This window comes from Pseudomonas sp. PDM01, assembly GCF_014852325.1.
Taxonomy (GTDB): domain Bacteria; phylum Pseudomonadota; class Gammaproteobacteria; order Pseudomonadales; family Pseudomonadaceae; genus Aquipseudomonas; species Aquipseudomonas migulae.
Map to the genome: position 1 here is coordinate 381427 of NZ_JACVBK010000006.1, position 16418 is coordinate 397844.

Below are 16418 nucleotides of genomic sequence, written 5' to 3' on the forward strand. Positions count from 1 at the left end.
ATCAGATACCCCAAAGAATCTGCACACCCCAGACGAAGTAAGCGAACATCGCAACGCCGCATACTGCCTGGAAGAGGAAACGTACAGTGGTCGCGGACTTGCCGAACGCCATTGGCGTCAGGTAGTCGGTCGCGATGGTCCACATGCCGACCCAGGCGTGAGCGCCGAGGGCAACGAGGGCCAGGAGACTGAAGATACGCATCCAGTTATTGGCGAACAGTTCATGCCATTGGGCGTAGCCGATGCCTGGGTTGGCAACGACGTATCCGATCAGGAAGATGAAGTAAGCCGCGAGAACGACCGCAGACACACGTTGCGCCATCCAGTCATAGAGGCCCGAACGCGACAGGTTCGTGACGTTAGTTACCATATCCAAACTCCTGCCAGAACGATTACCACCACGGAAACGGCGATAACGATTTTCGAGCCCAGCTTGCCGCCTTCCAGCGTCTCACCGATGCCCATGTCCATGATCAAATGGCGCACACCGGCTACCAAGTGATACAGCAGAGCGGACAGGATGCCCCAAATCACTAGCTTGGCTAGCGGACTGGTCAGACACGCTTTCACCTGACCGAAGCCTTCCTCGGAGCTCAGCGACTTGTCCAATGCGTAAAGCATGATGGCCAGGCTGACAAAGAGGATGACACCGGAGATACGGTGAAGAATGGACGTGTAAGCAGTGACTGGGAGTTTGATGGTCCTTAGGTCTAGGTTTACAGGTCGTTGGCTTTTCACGGCTTTTTTTTCACACTGAAGAGCCCCTAACAATCAGGGCAAAGTTGTTGGGGAGTGCACTGGTCAGGTAACCACCACCCAGGGATGCGACCCCCAATGAAAGCAAGCCCAAAAGCCCTTGGCGGTCGGTGGCCGAGTATAGACAGTTAGGCTACTAATGACAACGCGTTCACCTTCCCCTAATAGCGCATTGCACAAGTTGGATAAAAGGCGTAAATGGCAGTCAATTTCGAGGAAAAAGTCCGGTTAAAGCCTTCTGGAGCAAGACTTTAGGCAAATTGACATTCGAATTTATCTCACTATAGTGGTGCGGGCCCTGCGTGGGGGGTCTGTCTGATGATTTCAAGCATAAATAGGAGGCCACATGGCTGACAAAAAAGCGCAGTTGATCATCGAGGGCGCAGCCCCCGTCGAGCTGCCCATTTTAACCGGCACCGTTGGTCCCGATGTTATCGATGTTCGGGGCCTGACGGCCACGGGCCGTTTCACCTTTGACCCTGGTTTCATGTCGACCGCTTCCTGCGAGTCGAAGATCACCTATATCGACGGCGACAACGGCATTCTGCTGCACCGCGGCTACCCGATCGAACAGCTGGCTGAAAAGTCGGACTACCTGGAAACCTGCTATCTGCTGCTCAACGGCGAACTGCCGACCGCAGAACAGAAGGCCCAGTTCGTCAGCACCGTGAAGAACCACACCATGGTTCACGAGCAGTTGAAGACCTTCTTCAACGGCTTCCGTCGCGACGCCCACCCGATGGCCGTCATGTGCGGCGTAGTTGGCGCCCTCTCGGCCTTCTACCACGACTCCCTGGACATCAATAACCCGCAGCATCGCGAAATTTCCGCGATCCGCCTGGTTGCCAAGATGCCGACCCTGGCAGCGATGGTTTACAAGTACTCCATGGGCCAACCCATGATGTACCCGCGCAACGACCTGACGTACGCGGAAAACTTCCTGCACATGATGTTCAACACCCCGTGCGAGATCAAACCGATCAGCCCGGTACTCGCCAAGGCCATGGACCGGATTTTCATCCTCCATGCCGACCACGAGCAGAACGCATCGACCTCCACCGTACGCCTGGCCGGCTCTTCGGGTGCCAACCCGTTCGCCTGTATCGCCGCCGGCATCGCTGCACTGTGGGGCCCTGCCCACGGCGGCGCGAACGAGGCTGTCCTGACCATGCTTGACGAGATTGGCGATGTGTCGAACATCGACAAGTTCATCGCCAAGGCCAAGGACAAGAACGATCCGTTCAAGTTGATGGGCTTCGGTCACCGGGTTTACAAAAACCGCGACCCACGCGCCACCGTGATGAAGAAGACTTGCGACGAAGTGCTGAAGGAACTGGGCATCCAGAACGATCCGCAACTCGAACTGGCCATGCGCCTGGAAGAGATCGCCCTGACCGACCCGTACTTCATCGAGCGCTCGCTGTACCCGAACGTCGACTTCTACTCGGGGATCATCCTCAAGGCGATCGGCATTCCAACCAGCATGTTCACCGTGATCTTCGCTCTGGCGCGGACTGTCGGCTGGATCTCCCACTGGAAAGAAATGCTCTCCAGCCCGTACAAGATTGGCCGTCCACGCCAGTTGTACACCGGCTACGAGTCGCGTGACATCACCAAGCTGGAAGACCGCAAGTAAGATCTTTCTTGCGATAGCGTGTTGAGTTGTACCGGGAACGGCCTCTATTTATATAGAGGCCGTTTTTGTTTGTGCGCTTTGGGTTGTGTGCGTATCCGTTTCTGCGGTTACGGCCACTAATGGTTTCGCCCTTACGGCGAGTCACTTGGAAGAGCCCCAAGTAACCAAGGGCTCTTGCCCCTTTCGTTCGGTGCCTCGCTAATGCTCGCCATGCCCTCGCTCCGGTCCTGCTCCGTGGGCCCGCCGCCATCGGCCATCCCTGGCCGGGGGCGGCTAACCCGGCATCCATGCCGGGTTGCCCACTGCGCAGAACCTCCACTCAGCCTCTCGAGGGGGCGTGTACCGCCACAGCCGCCGAGGCGGCCCGAAAGCCGGCCTGGCTCTTTGGATGTCCGCGCTGTCCTTCTTGGCTGCGTTCACTCATTCCGGACCTGTACACCAATTCTCTGTAGGAGCCGGCTTGCTGGCGATAGCGGTGGATCAGTCGACGCATTTATTGACTGGAAGGGCGCCATCGCCAGCAAGCCGGCTCCTACACGAGATGGGGTTCACACGGTCAAAATTGTAGGAGCTGGCTTGCCAGCGATGGACGTCAACGATGGCGCGGATTGTCTGGATGAGCGCGCTGTCCGGGCGTTTTTCGCGAGCAAGCTCGCTCCTACAGAGGGAACTCACTCCGGTCGTTGATTTTGCTGTTGCTTTGGCTTTTGACCTTGATCCACCCGCCCCTTCGGGAGGCTGAGTGGAGGTGTTCATCCGGGGATTGGCGCGCAGCGCCGTTCGACGCAGTCGAACTCATCGCATGTAGGTGCCAGCGAAGCCAACCGGAGGGCGATGCCCCCGGATGAATGCCGGAGCGAAGGAACACCGAGCCTTAGCGAGGGGCCGGACGCTCGGGGCGAGCCTTTTTTGCTTACTTTTTTTGGCGTTTGAAAAAAAGTGAGTCGCCGTAAGGGCGAAACCGTCAGCAACCGTTACCGCAGAAATGGATATGTACATCTGTAAGAAAATGGTCGGCTGTCAGGCCGTCTTCGCGGGCAAGCCTCGCTCCTACAAAAAGCAATGCAGCAAAAGAAATGCCCCGATCTCTCGACCGGGGCATTTCTGTTCAACACAAATTACACAGACAAACTCAAAGCCTTAGTGCGAAACCGCCCCACTCGCCCCCAACCCAGTCTGCGAACGAACAAACTGCGGGAAGAACAGCGCCCGCTCATTATCCGCAGCAGTCGACTTGTCAGTAATCGAGAAGAACCAGATCCCCACAAACGCAATGGCCATGGAGAACAGCGCCGGGTATTCATACGGGAAGACCGCCTTCTCGTGACCCAGTATCTGCACCCAGATGGTTGGCCCCAGCACCATCAAACCAACAGCACTGACCAGACCCAGCCAGCCGCCGATCATCGCACCGCGAGTCGTCAGCTTCTTCCAGTACATCGAAAGCAGCAGCACCGGGAAGTTACAGCTCGCCGCGATGGAGAACGCCAGGCCCACCATGAACGCAATGTTCTGCTTCTCGAACAGAATACCCAGACCGATCGCCAGCACCGCCAGGGCGATGGTGGTGATTTTCGAAACACGAATCTCGTCTTTCTCGTTGGCCTTGCCTTTCTTGATCACGCTGGCATACAGGTCGTGAGACACCGCCGAAGCACCGGCCAGGGTCAGACCGGCAACCACTGCCAGAATGGTCGCGAACGCTACCGCCGAGATGAAGCCCAGGAAGATACTGCCACCGACCGCGTTGGCCAGGTGCACCGCCGCCATGTTGTTGCCGCCCAACAGCGCGCCAGCCGCATCTTTGAAGGCCGGGTTGGTGCTGACCAGCAGGATCGCGCCGAAGCCGATGATGAAGGTCAGGATGTAGAAGTAACCAATGAAGCCGGTTGCATACAGCACACTCTTACGGGCTTCTTTTGCGTCACTCACGGTGAAGAAGCGCATCAGGATGTGTGGCAGGCCAGCAGTACCGAACATCAGGGCCAGACCCAGGGAGAACGCGGAGATCGGGTCTTTCACCAGACCGCCCGGGCTCATGATCGCCTCACCTTTAGGGTGAACCTTGATCGCCTCGGAGAACAGCGCACTGAAGTCGAAGTTGACGTGCTTCATCACCATCAGCGCCATGAACGAGGCACCGGACAGCAACAGCACAGCCTTGATGATTTGCACCCAAGTGGTCGCCAGCATGCCGCCGAACAGCACGTACATGCACATCAGGATACCGACCAGGATCACCGCAACGTGATAGTCGAGGCCGAACAGCAGCTGGATCAGCTTGCCGGCACCAACCATTTGCGCGATCAGGTAGAACGCCACTACCACCAGCGAACCGCAAGCGGACAGCGAACGGATCTGGGTTTGCCCGAGGCGGTAGGACGCCACGTCGGCAAAGGTGTATTTACCCAGGTTACGCAGACGCTCGGCGATCAGGAACAGAATGATCGGCCAGCCCACCAGGAAGCCGATCGAGTAGATCAGGCCGTCGTAGCCGGAGGTGAACACCAGCGCGGAAATACCCAGGAAGGACGCCGCGGACATGTAGTCGCCGGCAATCGCCAGACCGTTCTGGAAACCGGTGATCTTGCCGCCCGCCGCATAGTAGTCGGCCGCCGAGTTGTTTTTCTTGGAGGCCCAGTAAGTGATGTACAACGTTGCGCCGACGAACGCCACGAACATCAGGATCGCGGCAATGTTCAGGGGTTGTTTCTGTACGGCGCCGGTCAGGGCGTCAGCCGCCCAGGCGCCAGGTGCGAAAGCTGCGATGCTCAATAGAGCCATTAGACGCCGGATCATTGCTGAGCCTCCTTGAGAATCGCATTGTTCAGGTCGTCGAATTCGCCATTGGCGCGTCGAACGTAGATCCCGGTCAGGATGAAGGCCGAGACAATCAGCCCGACACCGATCGGTATGCCCCAGGTAATCGATGACTCAGGGCTGATTTTCGCGCCCAGAATATGCGGCCCGTAAGCGATCAACAGGATGAATCCGGAGTAGAGACCAAGCATGATCGCCGAAAGAATCCAGGCGAACCTTTCTCGCTTACTAACCAGCTCCTTGAAGCGCGGGCTGTTTTGAATCGAGAGGTAAATGCTGTCGTTCATTGTTTTTATCCTCGCAGCACAGATTATTGTTGGAACGGTATCCACTCTATGCGGCTGCGGGGCAGGTTCCAGACGACCTTAGTATTAGAGCGACATGACAGAATCGCCATTTGTAGGAGCCAGCTTGCTGGCGATGGCGATCTTTCTGACGCCATCGCCAGCAAGCTGGCTCCTACAGAAAGCAAAAAGCCCCTTGGCTGTTATGCCAAGGGGCCTTGAGAAGTGCTGACCAGAAACGTCAGCTCAAATCATTTGGTCCAGTCTGCAACGCGCTCCGGGTGCTTGGCGACCCAATCCTTCGCAGCGGCTTCAGGCTTGGCACCGTCCTGAATCGCCAGCATGACTTCGCCGATTTCGTCTTTCGACGCCCACTGGAAGTTCTTCAGGAACTTGGCCACTTCCGGCGCTTTGGTTGCCAGCTCTTTGCTGCCGATGCTGTTCACGGTTTCAGCCGCGCCATAAACGCCTTTCGGGTCTTCCAGGAAGCGCAGTTTCCACTTGGCGAACATCCAGTGCGGCACCCAACCGGTGACGGCAATGGATTCGTTTTTCTTCTCGGCACGGGTCAGCTCGGCAATCATGCCGGCGCCGGAACTGGCCTTGAGTTGGTAACCGGTCAGGTCGTAGTCCTTGATTGCCTGCTCGGTCTTGAGCATCACACCTGAACCGGCGTCGATGCCGACAATACGTTTTTTGAAGCTGTCGTCGGTTTTCAGGTCATCGAGGGTTTTAGCTTTCACGTACTCCGGCACGATCAAGCCGATTTTTGCGTCCTTGAAGTTCGGGCCGTAGTCGACGACCTGATCCTTGTTCTTGGTCCAGTATTCGCCGTGAGTCACCGGCAGCCAGGCGGACAGCATGGCGTCGAGTTTGCCTGTGGCCACACCCTGCCACATGATCCCGGTGGCGACGGCTTGCAGCTTCACGTCATAACCCAGTTTTTGCTTGATCACTTCGGCCGCCACGTGGGTGGTCGCGACGCTGTCGGACCAGCCGTCAACGTAACCGATGCTCAGGGTTTTGCTCTCGGCATTGGCCATCGTGGAGCCAATCGCAAGTACCAGTGCGGCACCCGCGCCTAAAAGTCGTCGCATCTTCATCGTTACTTCCCCGAAAGTGCTGCGCTCGACGGATGCCGAGTCGCGTCAACGTATTGTTATGGTGCACTGCGCGCCCATCACGCCTCACCGCAAACTCGTACGATCATCAGCGCGTTTTATTAATGAGAACACTGACGCATCGATAATCAACCTGACGCCAACCTGAACCTGTGCTGTCAGCGACCTCAAGGCATCGAGAAACGACATCAGAACGCCATTAATTACGAGCACCTGAAAGGCCTCGGGCGATCCGCCCGAACTTTGCATGTCAAAATTATGCGAGCCACCAAGCGCGGGACAAATGCGGGTAACATGCGCGGCTTTGCTCCCAGACGGCCTGACCATGCCCGCGACATCACGCTTTCCTTTTTTCCCTTACCTTTTCGCCTGCCTGCTAGGGCTCTTTGCTCTCGGCGGTTTTTGGTACGGCCTCGGCAAACCGGTGATTCTGCCGGACGTGGCCAGCGCGACGCACAAACTGCAATGCGCCTCCTACACCCCATTCGACAAGGACCAATCGCCGTTCGATCAGCCGTTCAAGTTGCGCCCCGAGCGCATGGACGCCGACCTCGCGCTGCTGGCCACCCGCTTCGAATGCATTCGCACCTATTCCATGACCGGCCTTGAAGCCTTGCCCGACCTGGCGCGCAAACATGGTCTGAAGTTGATGATCGGTGCGTGGGTGAACAGCAACCCGGTGGACACCGAGAAAGAAGTAGACCTGCTGATCGCCTCGGCCAACGCCAACCCGGATGTGGTCACGTCGGTGATCGTCGGCAACGAAGCCCTGTTGCGCAAGGAAGTCACCGGTGCGCAATTGGCCAGGCTGATCAACAAGGTCAAAAGCCAGGTCAAGCAGCCTGTCACTTATGCCGACGTCTGGGAGTTCTGGCTCAAACACCCGGAAATTGCCCCGGCGGTGGACTTCCTGACCATTCACCTGCTGCCGTATTGGGAAGACGATCCGTCGAACATCGACGCCGCGCTGCAACATGTTCGCGAAGTGCGTCAGGTGTTCGGCAACAAATTCGCCCCCAAGGACGTGATGATTGGCGAAACCGGCTGGCCGAGCGAGGGTCGTCAACGCGAAACCGCGCTGCCGAGCCGGGTCAATGAGGCCAAGTTCATTCGCAGCTTTGTGATCATGGCCGAACAGGAAGGCTGGCACTACAACCTGATCGAAGCCTTCGACCAACCCTGGAAACGCGCCAGCGAAGGGGCCGTTGGTGGTTACTGGGGCCTGTTTGACGCCGACCGTCAGGACAAGGGCGTGCTGGCCGGTCCGGTGTCGAACGTGCCGTACTGGTCGCAATGGCTGGCGGTGGGCGGGATGATTTTCCTTGGCACGCTGATCCTTGGCGGTCGTGTACGCAGTACCCGCTCTGCGTTGGTGCTACCGCTGCTCGGCGCTTTGGCGGCCTGTTCGATTGGCGCCTGGGGTGATCTGGCACGCGTCACCACCCGGTTTACCAGTGAATGGTTGTGGGTTGCGTTGCTGACGGCTTTGAACCTGTTGGTACTGGTGCATGCAGCGCTGACACTGAGTGACCGCAGCGGCTGGCGTCTACGGACCTTCAATGTGCTGGAGCGTCGGGCCGGCTGGTTGCTGGCAACAGCAGGTTTTGCAGCGGCGGTGATGATGCTCGAACTGGTGTTCGATCCGCGTTATCGCAGCTTTCCGAGCGTAGCTTTCATCCTGCCCGCGCTGGTTTATCTGTGCCGGCCGGTGAGTGTGCCACGTCGTGAAATCGCGCTTCTGACCTTCATCATCGGTGCCGGCATTGCGCCGCAGCTGTATCGCGAAGGTTTGCAGAATCAGCAGGCCTGGGGCTGGGCGCTGGTGAGTGTGTTGATGGTGGCGGCGTTGTGGCGCTGTTTGCGGGTTCGCAAGGGCTGATGGCCCCATCGCGAGCAGGCTCGCTCCCACATTTGATCTCCATCGTTCACATAATATGTGTTCACTGAAGATCTACTGTGGGAGCGAGCCTGCTCGCGATGGCGATCTGTCAGGCGCCGCGAGACGCCCGGACCAGACGCAGCCCTGCAATCACCACCGCAAACACAGCCATCGTCGTGTTGTACAACGCCAACGCCGGAAACCCGAACACCAACGCCAACACCGCCAACCACCACCCTGCCCGCCCCGGCAACACGAAGCCGATCACGGCGGCGGCCACTGCCACCCAACCCAACACCTGGAAATGAATCATCAGGCCCAGGTTCGAACGGACCAGGCATTCCCAGCGGCTCGCCTCGTCCACGCAGAGGCCGACCCATTGCGCATCCTCCATGAAGCCATACCGCGCGCCATAACTGGCGGCCAGCCATAAAGGCAGCAAAACAAGCAGCAGAATTACCGGTAAACGGCGGGACATGAAGCACTCCAATCAACGAAAAACGGCGGCCAGCTTAATCCCCCGGCAGCCTGACGCAAGCCTTAACAACAGTTAACTGGGCACTCAATCACTGCAAAGTGTATCGTCCAGCTACTATTACTCTGAAATTTGGCCTGATTGGTGTCGATACATGGCACTTTGGCGCAACCCCCGTGGTCATAGCCTGCGAACTTCATTCGGCACCTTTCTATAAGGGATCCAGTCATGCTCCGTTCCTTGCGCTTCGCCGCCCTGTTTAGCGGCCTTATCTTGAGTGCGTCCGCACTGGCGGTCGATATCGACGCCGCCAGTTATGGCTATCCCTTGACCAACCCGTTCGAGGCGACCATCGCCACGACGCCACCGGACCTGCGTCCGGAGTTGCCGCTTGACGATGACATCGACCAGGAAACCCGCAGCGTCACGCTGCGCCCGGAGCGCGAGTTCGAACTGCCGGACAACTTCTGGCCGGTGAAGAAACTGACCTACCGCATCGCCACCCAGGATAAAGCCGCCCCGTTGATCTTCCTGATCGCCGGCACCGGTGCGCGCTATGACAGCAGCCTTAACGAATACCTGAAAAAGCTCTACTACAAGGCGGGTTACCACGTGGTGCAACTGTCGTCGCCCACCAGCTTCGACTTCATGAGCGCCGCTTCACGCTTTGCCACACCCGGCATCACCAAGGATGACGCCGAAGACATGTACCGGGTGATGCAGGCCGTGCGGGCACAAAACCCGAAAGTGGCCGTCACCGATTACTACCTGACCGGCTACAGCCTGGGGGCGCTGGATGCCGCATTTGTCGCGCATCTGGATGAAACCCGCCGCAGCTTCAACTTCAAGAAAGTCTTGCTGCTGAACCCTCCGGTGAACCTCTACACCTCGATCACCAATCTCGACAAGCTGGTCCAGACAGAGGTCAAGGGCATCACCAACACCACCACGTTCTATGAACTGGTACTGAACAAACTGACCCGCTACTTCCAGCAGAAAGGCTACATCGACCTCAACGACGCCCTGCTCTACGACTTCCAGCAGTCCAAGCAGCACCTGACCAACGAACAGATGGCCATGCTGATCGGCACGTCGTTCCGCTTCTCGGCGGCCGACATCGCTTTCACCTCGGACCTGATCAACCGTCGCGGCCTGATCACTCCGCCGAAAACGCCCATCACCGAAGGCACCAGCCTCACGCCGTACCTCAAGCGTGCGCTGCAGTGCGACTTCGACTGCTACATCACCGAACAAGTGATCCCGATGTGGCGTGCGCGCACTGACGGCGGCAGCCTGCTGCAACTGATCGACCAGGTCAGCCTGTATGCCCTGAAGGATTACCTGCACGACAGCCCGAAAATCGCGGTCATGCACAACGCAGATGACGTGATCCTTGGCCCGGGTGACCTCGGCTTCCTGCGCAAGACTTTCGGTGATCGCTTGACTGTTTATCCACTGGGCGGCCACTGCGGCAACCTTAACTATCGCGTCAACAGCGACGCCATGCTGGAGTTCTTCCGTGGCTAAATACCTCCTGCTTATCGCAGCGTTACTCTGTGCAGGCGTCGCCAATGCCGACAACAGCAAAGCCAACGCCCCGGTGGTCGTCGACAGTGACGGCTTCAAGGAGCCACTGAGCAAACTCAAGTTCAACCCGGGCCTGGACCAGCGCGAATTCGAGCGCTCGACACTCAGCGCACTGGCTGTCTACGATCCGCTGGAAGAGTGGAACCGCCGGGTGTATCACTTCAACTACCGCTTCGACCAATGGGTGTTCCTGCCGGTCGTCGACGGGTATCGCTACATCACGCCAAGCTTCCTGCGCACCGGGGTCAGCAACTTCTTCAACAACCTCGGCGACGTACCGAACCTGCTCAACAGCTTGTTGCAGTTCAAGGGCCAGCGTTCGATGGAAACCACTGCGCGCCTGCTGCTCAACACCACCATCGGCATCGCCGGTCTGTGGGACCCGGCCACCGCCATGGGCCTGCCGCGCCAGAGCGAAGACTTCGGCCAGACGCTCGGTTTCTACGGCGTACCGGGCGGCGCCTACTTCGTGCTGCCGATCCTCGGCCCGTCCAACATCCGCGACACCGGCGGCCTGGCCGTGGACTTCACCGCCGAATCGGCGATCAACTTCCTGAACGTCTCCGAAGTCAGTTCCAACCACCCTGAAGTGTGGGCCCTGCGCAGCATCGACAAGCGCCACCAGACCAGCTTCCGCTACGGCCAACTGAACTCGCCATTCGAATACGAAAAGGTGCGTTACGTGTACACCGAGTCGCGCAAGTTGCAGATTGCCGAGTAATTCATCGGCAACAAAAAAAGGCCATTCGATGTGAATCGAATGGCCTTTTTCATGCCTGTCGCAATTCAACTGTAGGAGCTGGCTTGCCAGCGATGGCGTCCGAAAGGACTGTATCGGGTTTGAAATCCCATCGCCAGCAAGCCGGCTCCTACAGGTTCAGCGTTTGACTGCCCGCCAGATCTTGCTGACAACCATCACACCCGCCAACACCACCGCACCCGCCACAATTCCCGCTACCGCATTCAGCAACGTTGGCACGACAAACCCCGCACCGCCCGCCCCCGCGCTGACACTTTCAATCCAGTGATGAACCACCGGCACGCCGTGAGTGAGAATCCCGCCACCGACCAGGAACATCGCCGCCGTCCCGATCACCGACAGGCTTTTCATCATGTACGGCGCCGCACGCAGAATCCCGCCGCCAATGCTTTTGGCCATCTGGCCGGGTTTCTGGGTCAGCCACAGACCGAGGTCATCGAGCTTGACGATGCCGGCTACCAGGCCGTAGACGCCGATGGTCATGACGATGGCAATGCCCGACAACACGATGACTTGCTGGGTCAGCGACGCATCGGCCACGGTGCCGAGGGTGATGGCGATGATTTCGGCAGAGAGAATGAAGTCGGTACGGATGGCGCCCTTGATCTTGTCCTTTTCGAACGCCACCAGATCCACCGCCGGGTCGGCCACAGCCTCGACAAGCTCCGCATGCTCGGCCTGGTCCTCAGCCTTGCTGTGCAGGAATTTGTGCGCGAGTTTTTCGAAACCTTCGAAGCACAGGTAGGCACCGCCGACCATCAGCAACGGCGTAACCAGCCACGGAATGAATGCACTGATCGCCAGCGCCGACGGCACCAGAATCAGTTTGTTGAGAAACGAGCCCTTCGCCACTGCCCAAACGACCGGGATTTCCCGTTCGGCACGTACGCCGCTGACCTGCTGGGCATTGAGCGCCAGATCGTCGCCGAGCACGCCGGCGGTTTTCTTGGCGGCCATTTTGGTCATCAACGCCACATCGTCGAGTACCGCGGCAATGTCGTCGATCAGCAACAGTAAACTGCTTCCTGCCATGAATCAGGTGTCCTTCTGGAATGAATGCTGCGCAGCATAGCGCGGCCGAGCGCCACATGGGGCATTCTTGAGCGCCGCGCGAGGCCGGTGCTACCATGCGCAACCGCCAGAACAGGCAAGGAACCACCTGGTTTATGAGCACTATCCGCGAGCGCAACAAAGAACTGATCCTGCGTGCCGCCAGTGAAGAATTTGCCGACAAGGGCTTCGCTGCGACCAAAACCAGTGACATCGCAGCCAAGGCGGGATTGCCCAAGCCCAACGTCTACTACTACTTCAAATCCAAGGAAAACCTCTACCGCGAGGTTCTGGAAAGCATCATCGAGCCGATTCTGCAGGCCTCGACGCCGTTCAACGCCGACGGCGTGCCCAGTGAAGTGCTGAGCGGCTACATTCGCTCGAAAATCCGCATCTCCCGCGATTTGCCTTTTGCCTCCAAGGTGTTCGCCAGCGAAATCATGCACGGCGCCCCGCACCTGAGCGCCGACCTGGTCGAACAACTGAACAGCCAGGCGAAACACAACATCGACTGCATCCAGACCTGGATCGACCGCGGGCAGATCGCCCCCATCGACCCCAACCACCTGATGTTCAGCATCTGGGCCGCGACCCAGACCTATGCCGACTTTGACTGGCAGATCACTGCCATCACCGGCAAGGCCAAGCTGGATGAAGAGGATTATGAAGCGGCGGCACAGACGATTATCCGGTTGGTGCTTAAAGGGTGTGAGCCGGACTGATAGACCGCGGTGACTGCTTCGCGAGCAGGCTCACTCCTACATTTTGAATGCATTTCCCTGTAGGAGTGAGCCTGCTCGCGATGAAGGCAACTCGATTTCAGCTCAAACCCAAACAGCATCCCACAACGGATAATCGCCAAGCTTCCCGACCAGTCCAGCCCGCAACGGGTTGGCTACTACATATCGAGCCAGTTTCACCAAATCCTCTTCCCGCCGCAGTGCCCGATCATGAAATCCTCTCTGCCAGAGACTGGTGCTTCGACCGGTAGACTGATTTATGGCTTTGGTGCTCATCGACTTGGTTTTTTGCATCAGCTCACTCAAAGATCCCTTCTGCAACTCAATCAACCAATGAAAGTGATCGTGCATGACCACCCAGGCCAGTGAATTAGCGAAACCTTGATCCTGAGCGCAGCGAAATTGATTAACCACCACTCTACCCAAAGTGAAGTCTTTGAATATCGGCTCTCGGTCGCGTGTAATGGTAGTCAGCAGATAAATCCGGTTGGGCTCGGTATAACGGCCAATGCGCAGGCGATTTGACGCGGGTAGATCAGGCATTCCTTTGCCCCTTGCATGATTAATTCATGAAGAAGGCTAGTTCTGATGTTACCCAAGGGTGGGGCAGACATTTAGATGGATGTGTCTGACGGTTTGTCATCGCCAGCAGGCTGGCTCCCACAGTTGATTTCTGACACTCAGATGATCCCTGTGGGAGCCAGCCTGCTGGCGATAGCGGTGGATCAGTCACCCATGATTCAAGCTGCTACCCCCGCATCCGCCTTCAACCCCAGCGCCTCGATCGCATTGATCGCGCACTGTTCATCAACATCCGACAAATCCCCGCTGATGCCCACCGCCCCCAGCACATTCCCGTCCTGATCCCGAATCAACACACCGCCCGGTGCCGGCACCACGCTGCCCTGCCCCAGGCTGTTCAACGCAGCGATAAACGCCGGGCGTTGCTGGGCGTCCAGCGCCAGCAGGCGTGAGCCTTTGCCCAGCGCAATGGCGCCCCAGGCTTTGCCGATGGCGATCTGCGGACGCAGCAGGCTGGCGCCGTCTTCGCGTTGCAGGGAAACCAGGTGTCCGCCGGCATCCAGCACGGCGATGGTCAAAGGGGCCGCGTTGATTGCACGCGCGGCGGAGATGGCCTGACTGGTCAGGTTGACTGCCACTTTCAAGGTTAAAGCGCTCATGGTGCCGTCCTCATTTTGTTATAGGGAAAGCGGAAGGACTGCGCGCTTGCACCGCAGTCCGATGCAACAAATAGAACACAATGAGTTATTTTTTTGTATACAATAATTATCGAAAAGCGCCACATGCGACGAAAAGCCACAGCAGAACAGGCTTCCGACGAATGAAACAGTCGCTTGAGAAAATGGATTGACCTGCGCCGTCCGCCGTGAATACACTCTGCGCAAAGCCACTTGTATACAATTACAAAACGTAAGAGGCACAAAACCATGAGCAAAATGAGAGCAATCGAAGCCGCCGTTCTGGTGATGCGCCGCGAAGGGGTTGATACCGCTTTTGGCATCCCCGGTGCCGCCATCAACCCGTTGTACTCCGCCCTGCAAAAGGTCGGCGGCATCGATCACGTCCTCGCTCGACACGTTGAAGGCGCGTCGCACATGGCCGAGGGCTACACCCGCACCAAGGCCGGCAACATCGGCGTGTGCATCGGCACTTCCGGCCCGGCCGGTACTGACATGGTCACCGGGCTCTACAGCGCCTCGGCCGACTCGATCCCGATTCTGTGCATCACCGGGCAAGCACCCCGCGCCCGTATGCACAAGGAAGACTTCCAGGCTGTCGACATCACCACCATCGTCAAGCCAGTGACCAAGTGGGCGACCACTGTCATGGAACCGGGCCAAGTGCCGTATGCGTTCCAGAAAGCCTTCTACGAAATGCGCTCCGGCCGTCCAGGCCCAGTGCTGATCGACCTGCCGTTCGACGTGCAGATGGCCGAAATCGAATTCGACATCGACGCCTACGAACCGCTGCCACTGGCCAAGCCAACCGCTAACCGCGTGCAAATCGAGAAGGCCCTGGCCATGCTCGATCAGGCCGAGCGTCCATTGCTGGTCGCCGGTGGCGGCATCATCAATGCCGATGCCAGCGAGTTGCTGGTGGAATTCGCCGAGCTGACCGGCATTCCGGTGATCCCGACCCTGATGGGCTGGGGCACGATCCCGGACGATCACCCGCTGATGGTCGGCATGGTGGGCTTGCAGACTTCGCACCGTTACGGCAACGCCACCCTGCTGAAGTCCGACGTGGTACTGGGCGTCGGTAACCGTTGGGCCAACCGCCACACCGGCTCGATCGACGTGTATACCGAAGGCCGCAAGTTCATTCACGTTGACATCGAGCCGACGCAAATCGGCCGCGTGTTCAACCCGGACCTGGGCATCGTCTCCGACGCCGCTGCCGCGCTGACCGTGTTCATCGAAGTCGCTCGCGAATGGCAAGCCGCCGGCAAGCTGAAAAACCGCAGCGCCTGGCTGCAAGACTGCCAGCAGCGCAAAGCCAGCCTGCAACGCAAGACGCACTTCGACAACGTGCCGGTCAAACCGCAGCGCGTTTACGAAGAGATGAACCAGGTGTTCGGCAAAGACACCTGCTACGTCAGCACCATCGGTCTGTCGCAGATTGCCGGCGCGCAGTTCCTGCACGTCTACAAGCCGCGTCACTGGATCAACTGCGGTCAGGCCGGCCCGCTGGGCTGGACCATTCCGGCTGCACTGGGCGTGGTCAAGGCCGATCCGAACCGCAAGGTTGTGGCACTGTCGGGCGACTATGACTTCCAGTTCATGATCGAAGAATTGGCGGTGGGCGCGCAGTTCAAGCTGCCGTACATCCACGTTGTGGTAAACAATTCGTACCTGGGGCTGATTCGTCAGGCCCAGCGCGGTTTCGACATGGACTACTGCGTGCAGCTGTCCTTCGATAACCTGAACGCTCCGGAACTCAACGGTTACGGTGTCGACCACGTCGCGGTTGCCGAAGGCCTCGGTTGCAAGGCGCTGCGTGTGTTCGAACCGGCTCAGATCCAGCCTGCACTGCGCAGGGCCCAGGAGCTGATCGAAGAGTTCAAGGTGCCGGTGATCGTCGAGATTATTCTGGAGCGCGTGACCAACATTTCCATGGGCACCGAGATCAACGCCGTCAACGAATTCGAAGACCTGGCGCTGGTCGGCAACGATGCGCCGACCGCGATTTCGCTGCTCGATTAACAGCTGACCGCCTCCCCCCTGTAGGAGCGAGGCTTGCCCGCGAAGGCGTCGTGCCATTCAACATTGATGCCGACTGACACAACGCC

General features: G+C 58.4%; 15 protein-coding genes. 6 read left to right on the plus strand and 9 right to left on the minus strand.

Annotated features, from left to right (window positions below):
* Position 1 precedes the first annotated feature (1 nt).
* Positions 2-370, minus strand: coding sequence for a succinate dehydrogenase, hydrophobic membrane anchor protein (gene sdhD / locus IB246_RS17715; RefSeq protein WP_008032661.1), 369 nt, complete (start codon positions 368-370; stop codon positions 2-4).
* Positions 364-738 (minus strand): succinate dehydrogenase, cytochrome b556 subunit, encoded by a 375-nt coding sequence (gene sdhC / locus IB246_RS17720; protein WP_017127965.1) that lies wholly within the window; start codon positions 736-738, stop codon positions 364-366. Before sdhC ends, sdhD begins: the two co-directional genes overlap by 7 nt.
* Positions 739-1102: 364 nt before the next feature.
* Between sdhC and gltA the strand changes: the two genes are divergently transcribed.
* Positions 1103-2392, plus strand: a complete 1290-nt coding sequence (gltA, locus tag IB246_RS17725) for a citrate synthase (protein ID WP_008032658.1) — start codon at positions 1103-1105, stop codon at positions 2390-2392.
* 1140 nt (positions 2393-3532) lie between these two features.
* Here gltA and IB246_RS17730 read toward each other — a convergent pair.
* From IB246_RS17730 to IB246_RS17740, 3 genes are all read right to left on the minus strand, one after another.
* Complete coding sequence (locus IB246_RS17730; RefSeq protein ID WP_008039895.1) at positions 3533-5191, minus strand: cation acetate symporter; 1659 nt, start codon at positions 5189-5191, stop codon at positions 3533-3535.
* Positions 5188-5499: a DUF485 domain-containing protein gene (locus tag IB246_RS17735; protein WP_008026759.1), complete on the minus strand. Its 312-nt coding sequence runs from the start codon at positions 5497-5499 to the stop codon at positions 5188-5190. The genes IB246_RS17730 and IB246_RS17735 overlap by 4 nt, the downstream gene beginning before the upstream one ends.
* A gap of 248 nt (positions 5500-5747) precedes the next feature.
* Positions 5748-6599, minus strand: coding sequence for a glycine betaine ABC transporter substrate-binding protein (locus tag IB246_RS17740; protein ID WP_008039894.1), 852 nt, complete (start codon positions 6597-6599; stop codon positions 5748-5750).
* A gap of 301 nt (positions 6600-6900) precedes the next feature.
* Between IB246_RS17740 and IB246_RS17745 the strand changes: the two genes are divergently transcribed.
* Entirely contained in the window at positions 6901-8496 is a 1596-nt protein-coding gene (locus tag IB246_RS17745) for a hypothetical protein (RefSeq protein WP_008039892.1), read from the plus strand.
* A 109-nt stretch (positions 8497-8605) separates the two neighbouring features.
* Here IB246_RS17745 and IB246_RS17750 read toward each other — a convergent pair whose 3' ends face one another.
* The gene (locus IB246_RS17750) at positions 8606-8974 is read right to left on the minus strand and encodes a hypothetical protein (protein WP_008039891.1); all 369 of its coding nucleotides are present in this window, start codon (positions 8972-8974) and stop codon (positions 8606-8608) included.
* A 225-nt stretch (positions 8975-9199) separates the two neighbouring features.
* On the opposite strand from IB246_RS17750, the gene IB246_RS17755 reads away from it, so the two are divergent.
* The gene (locus tag IB246_RS17755; protein ID WP_008039890.1) at positions 9200-10498 is read left to right on the plus strand and encodes a hypothetical protein; all 1299 of its coding nucleotides are present in this window, start codon (positions 9200-9202) and stop codon (positions 10496-10498) included.
* Positions 10491-11279 carry a VacJ family lipoprotein gene (locus IB246_RS17760; protein ID WP_008039888.1) on the plus strand — a complete coding sequence of 263 codons (789 nt, stop codon included), beginning with the start codon at positions 10491-10493 and terminating at the stop codon, positions 11277-11279. Before IB246_RS17755 ends, IB246_RS17760 begins: the two co-directional genes overlap by 8 nt.
* Positions 11280-11435: 156 nt before the next feature.
* On the opposite strand, the gene IB246_RS17765 is transcribed toward IB246_RS17760, so the two are convergent.
* Positions 11436-12350 carry a DUF808 domain-containing protein gene (locus tag IB246_RS17765; RefSeq protein ID WP_008039886.1) on the minus strand — a complete coding sequence of 305 codons (915 nt, stop codon included), beginning with the start codon at positions 12348-12350 and terminating at the stop codon, positions 11436-11438.
* A 134-nt stretch (positions 12351-12484) separates the two neighbouring features.
* Here IB246_RS17765 and IB246_RS17770 point away from each other — a divergent pair, with 134 nt between their 5' ends.
* Positions 12485-13090 (plus strand): TetR/AcrR family transcriptional regulator, encoded by a 606-nt coding sequence (locus IB246_RS17770; RefSeq protein WP_008039884.1) that lies wholly within the window; start codon positions 12485-12487, stop codon positions 13088-13090.
* A gap of 102 nt (positions 13091-13192) precedes the next feature.
* On the opposite strand, the gene IB246_RS17775 is transcribed toward IB246_RS17770, so the two are convergent.
* The gene (locus IB246_RS17775) at positions 13193-13651 is read right to left on the minus strand and encodes an REP-associated tyrosine transposase (protein WP_008039878.1); all 459 of its coding nucleotides are present in this window, start codon (positions 13649-13651) and stop codon (positions 13193-13195) included.
* A 197-nt stretch (positions 13652-13848) separates the two neighbouring features.
* Entirely contained in the window at positions 13849-14289 is a 441-nt protein-coding gene (locus IB246_RS17780; protein WP_008039877.1) for a GlcG/HbpS family heme-binding protein, read from the minus strand.
* A 267-nt stretch (positions 14290-14556) separates the two neighbouring features.
* On the opposite strand from IB246_RS17780, the gene gcl reads away from it, so the two are divergent.
* Entirely contained in the window at positions 14557-16332 is a 1776-nt protein-coding gene (gcl, locus tag IB246_RS17785) for a glyoxylate carboligase (protein ID WP_008026775.1), read from the plus strand.
* Positions 16333-16418 lie beyond the last annotated feature (86 nt).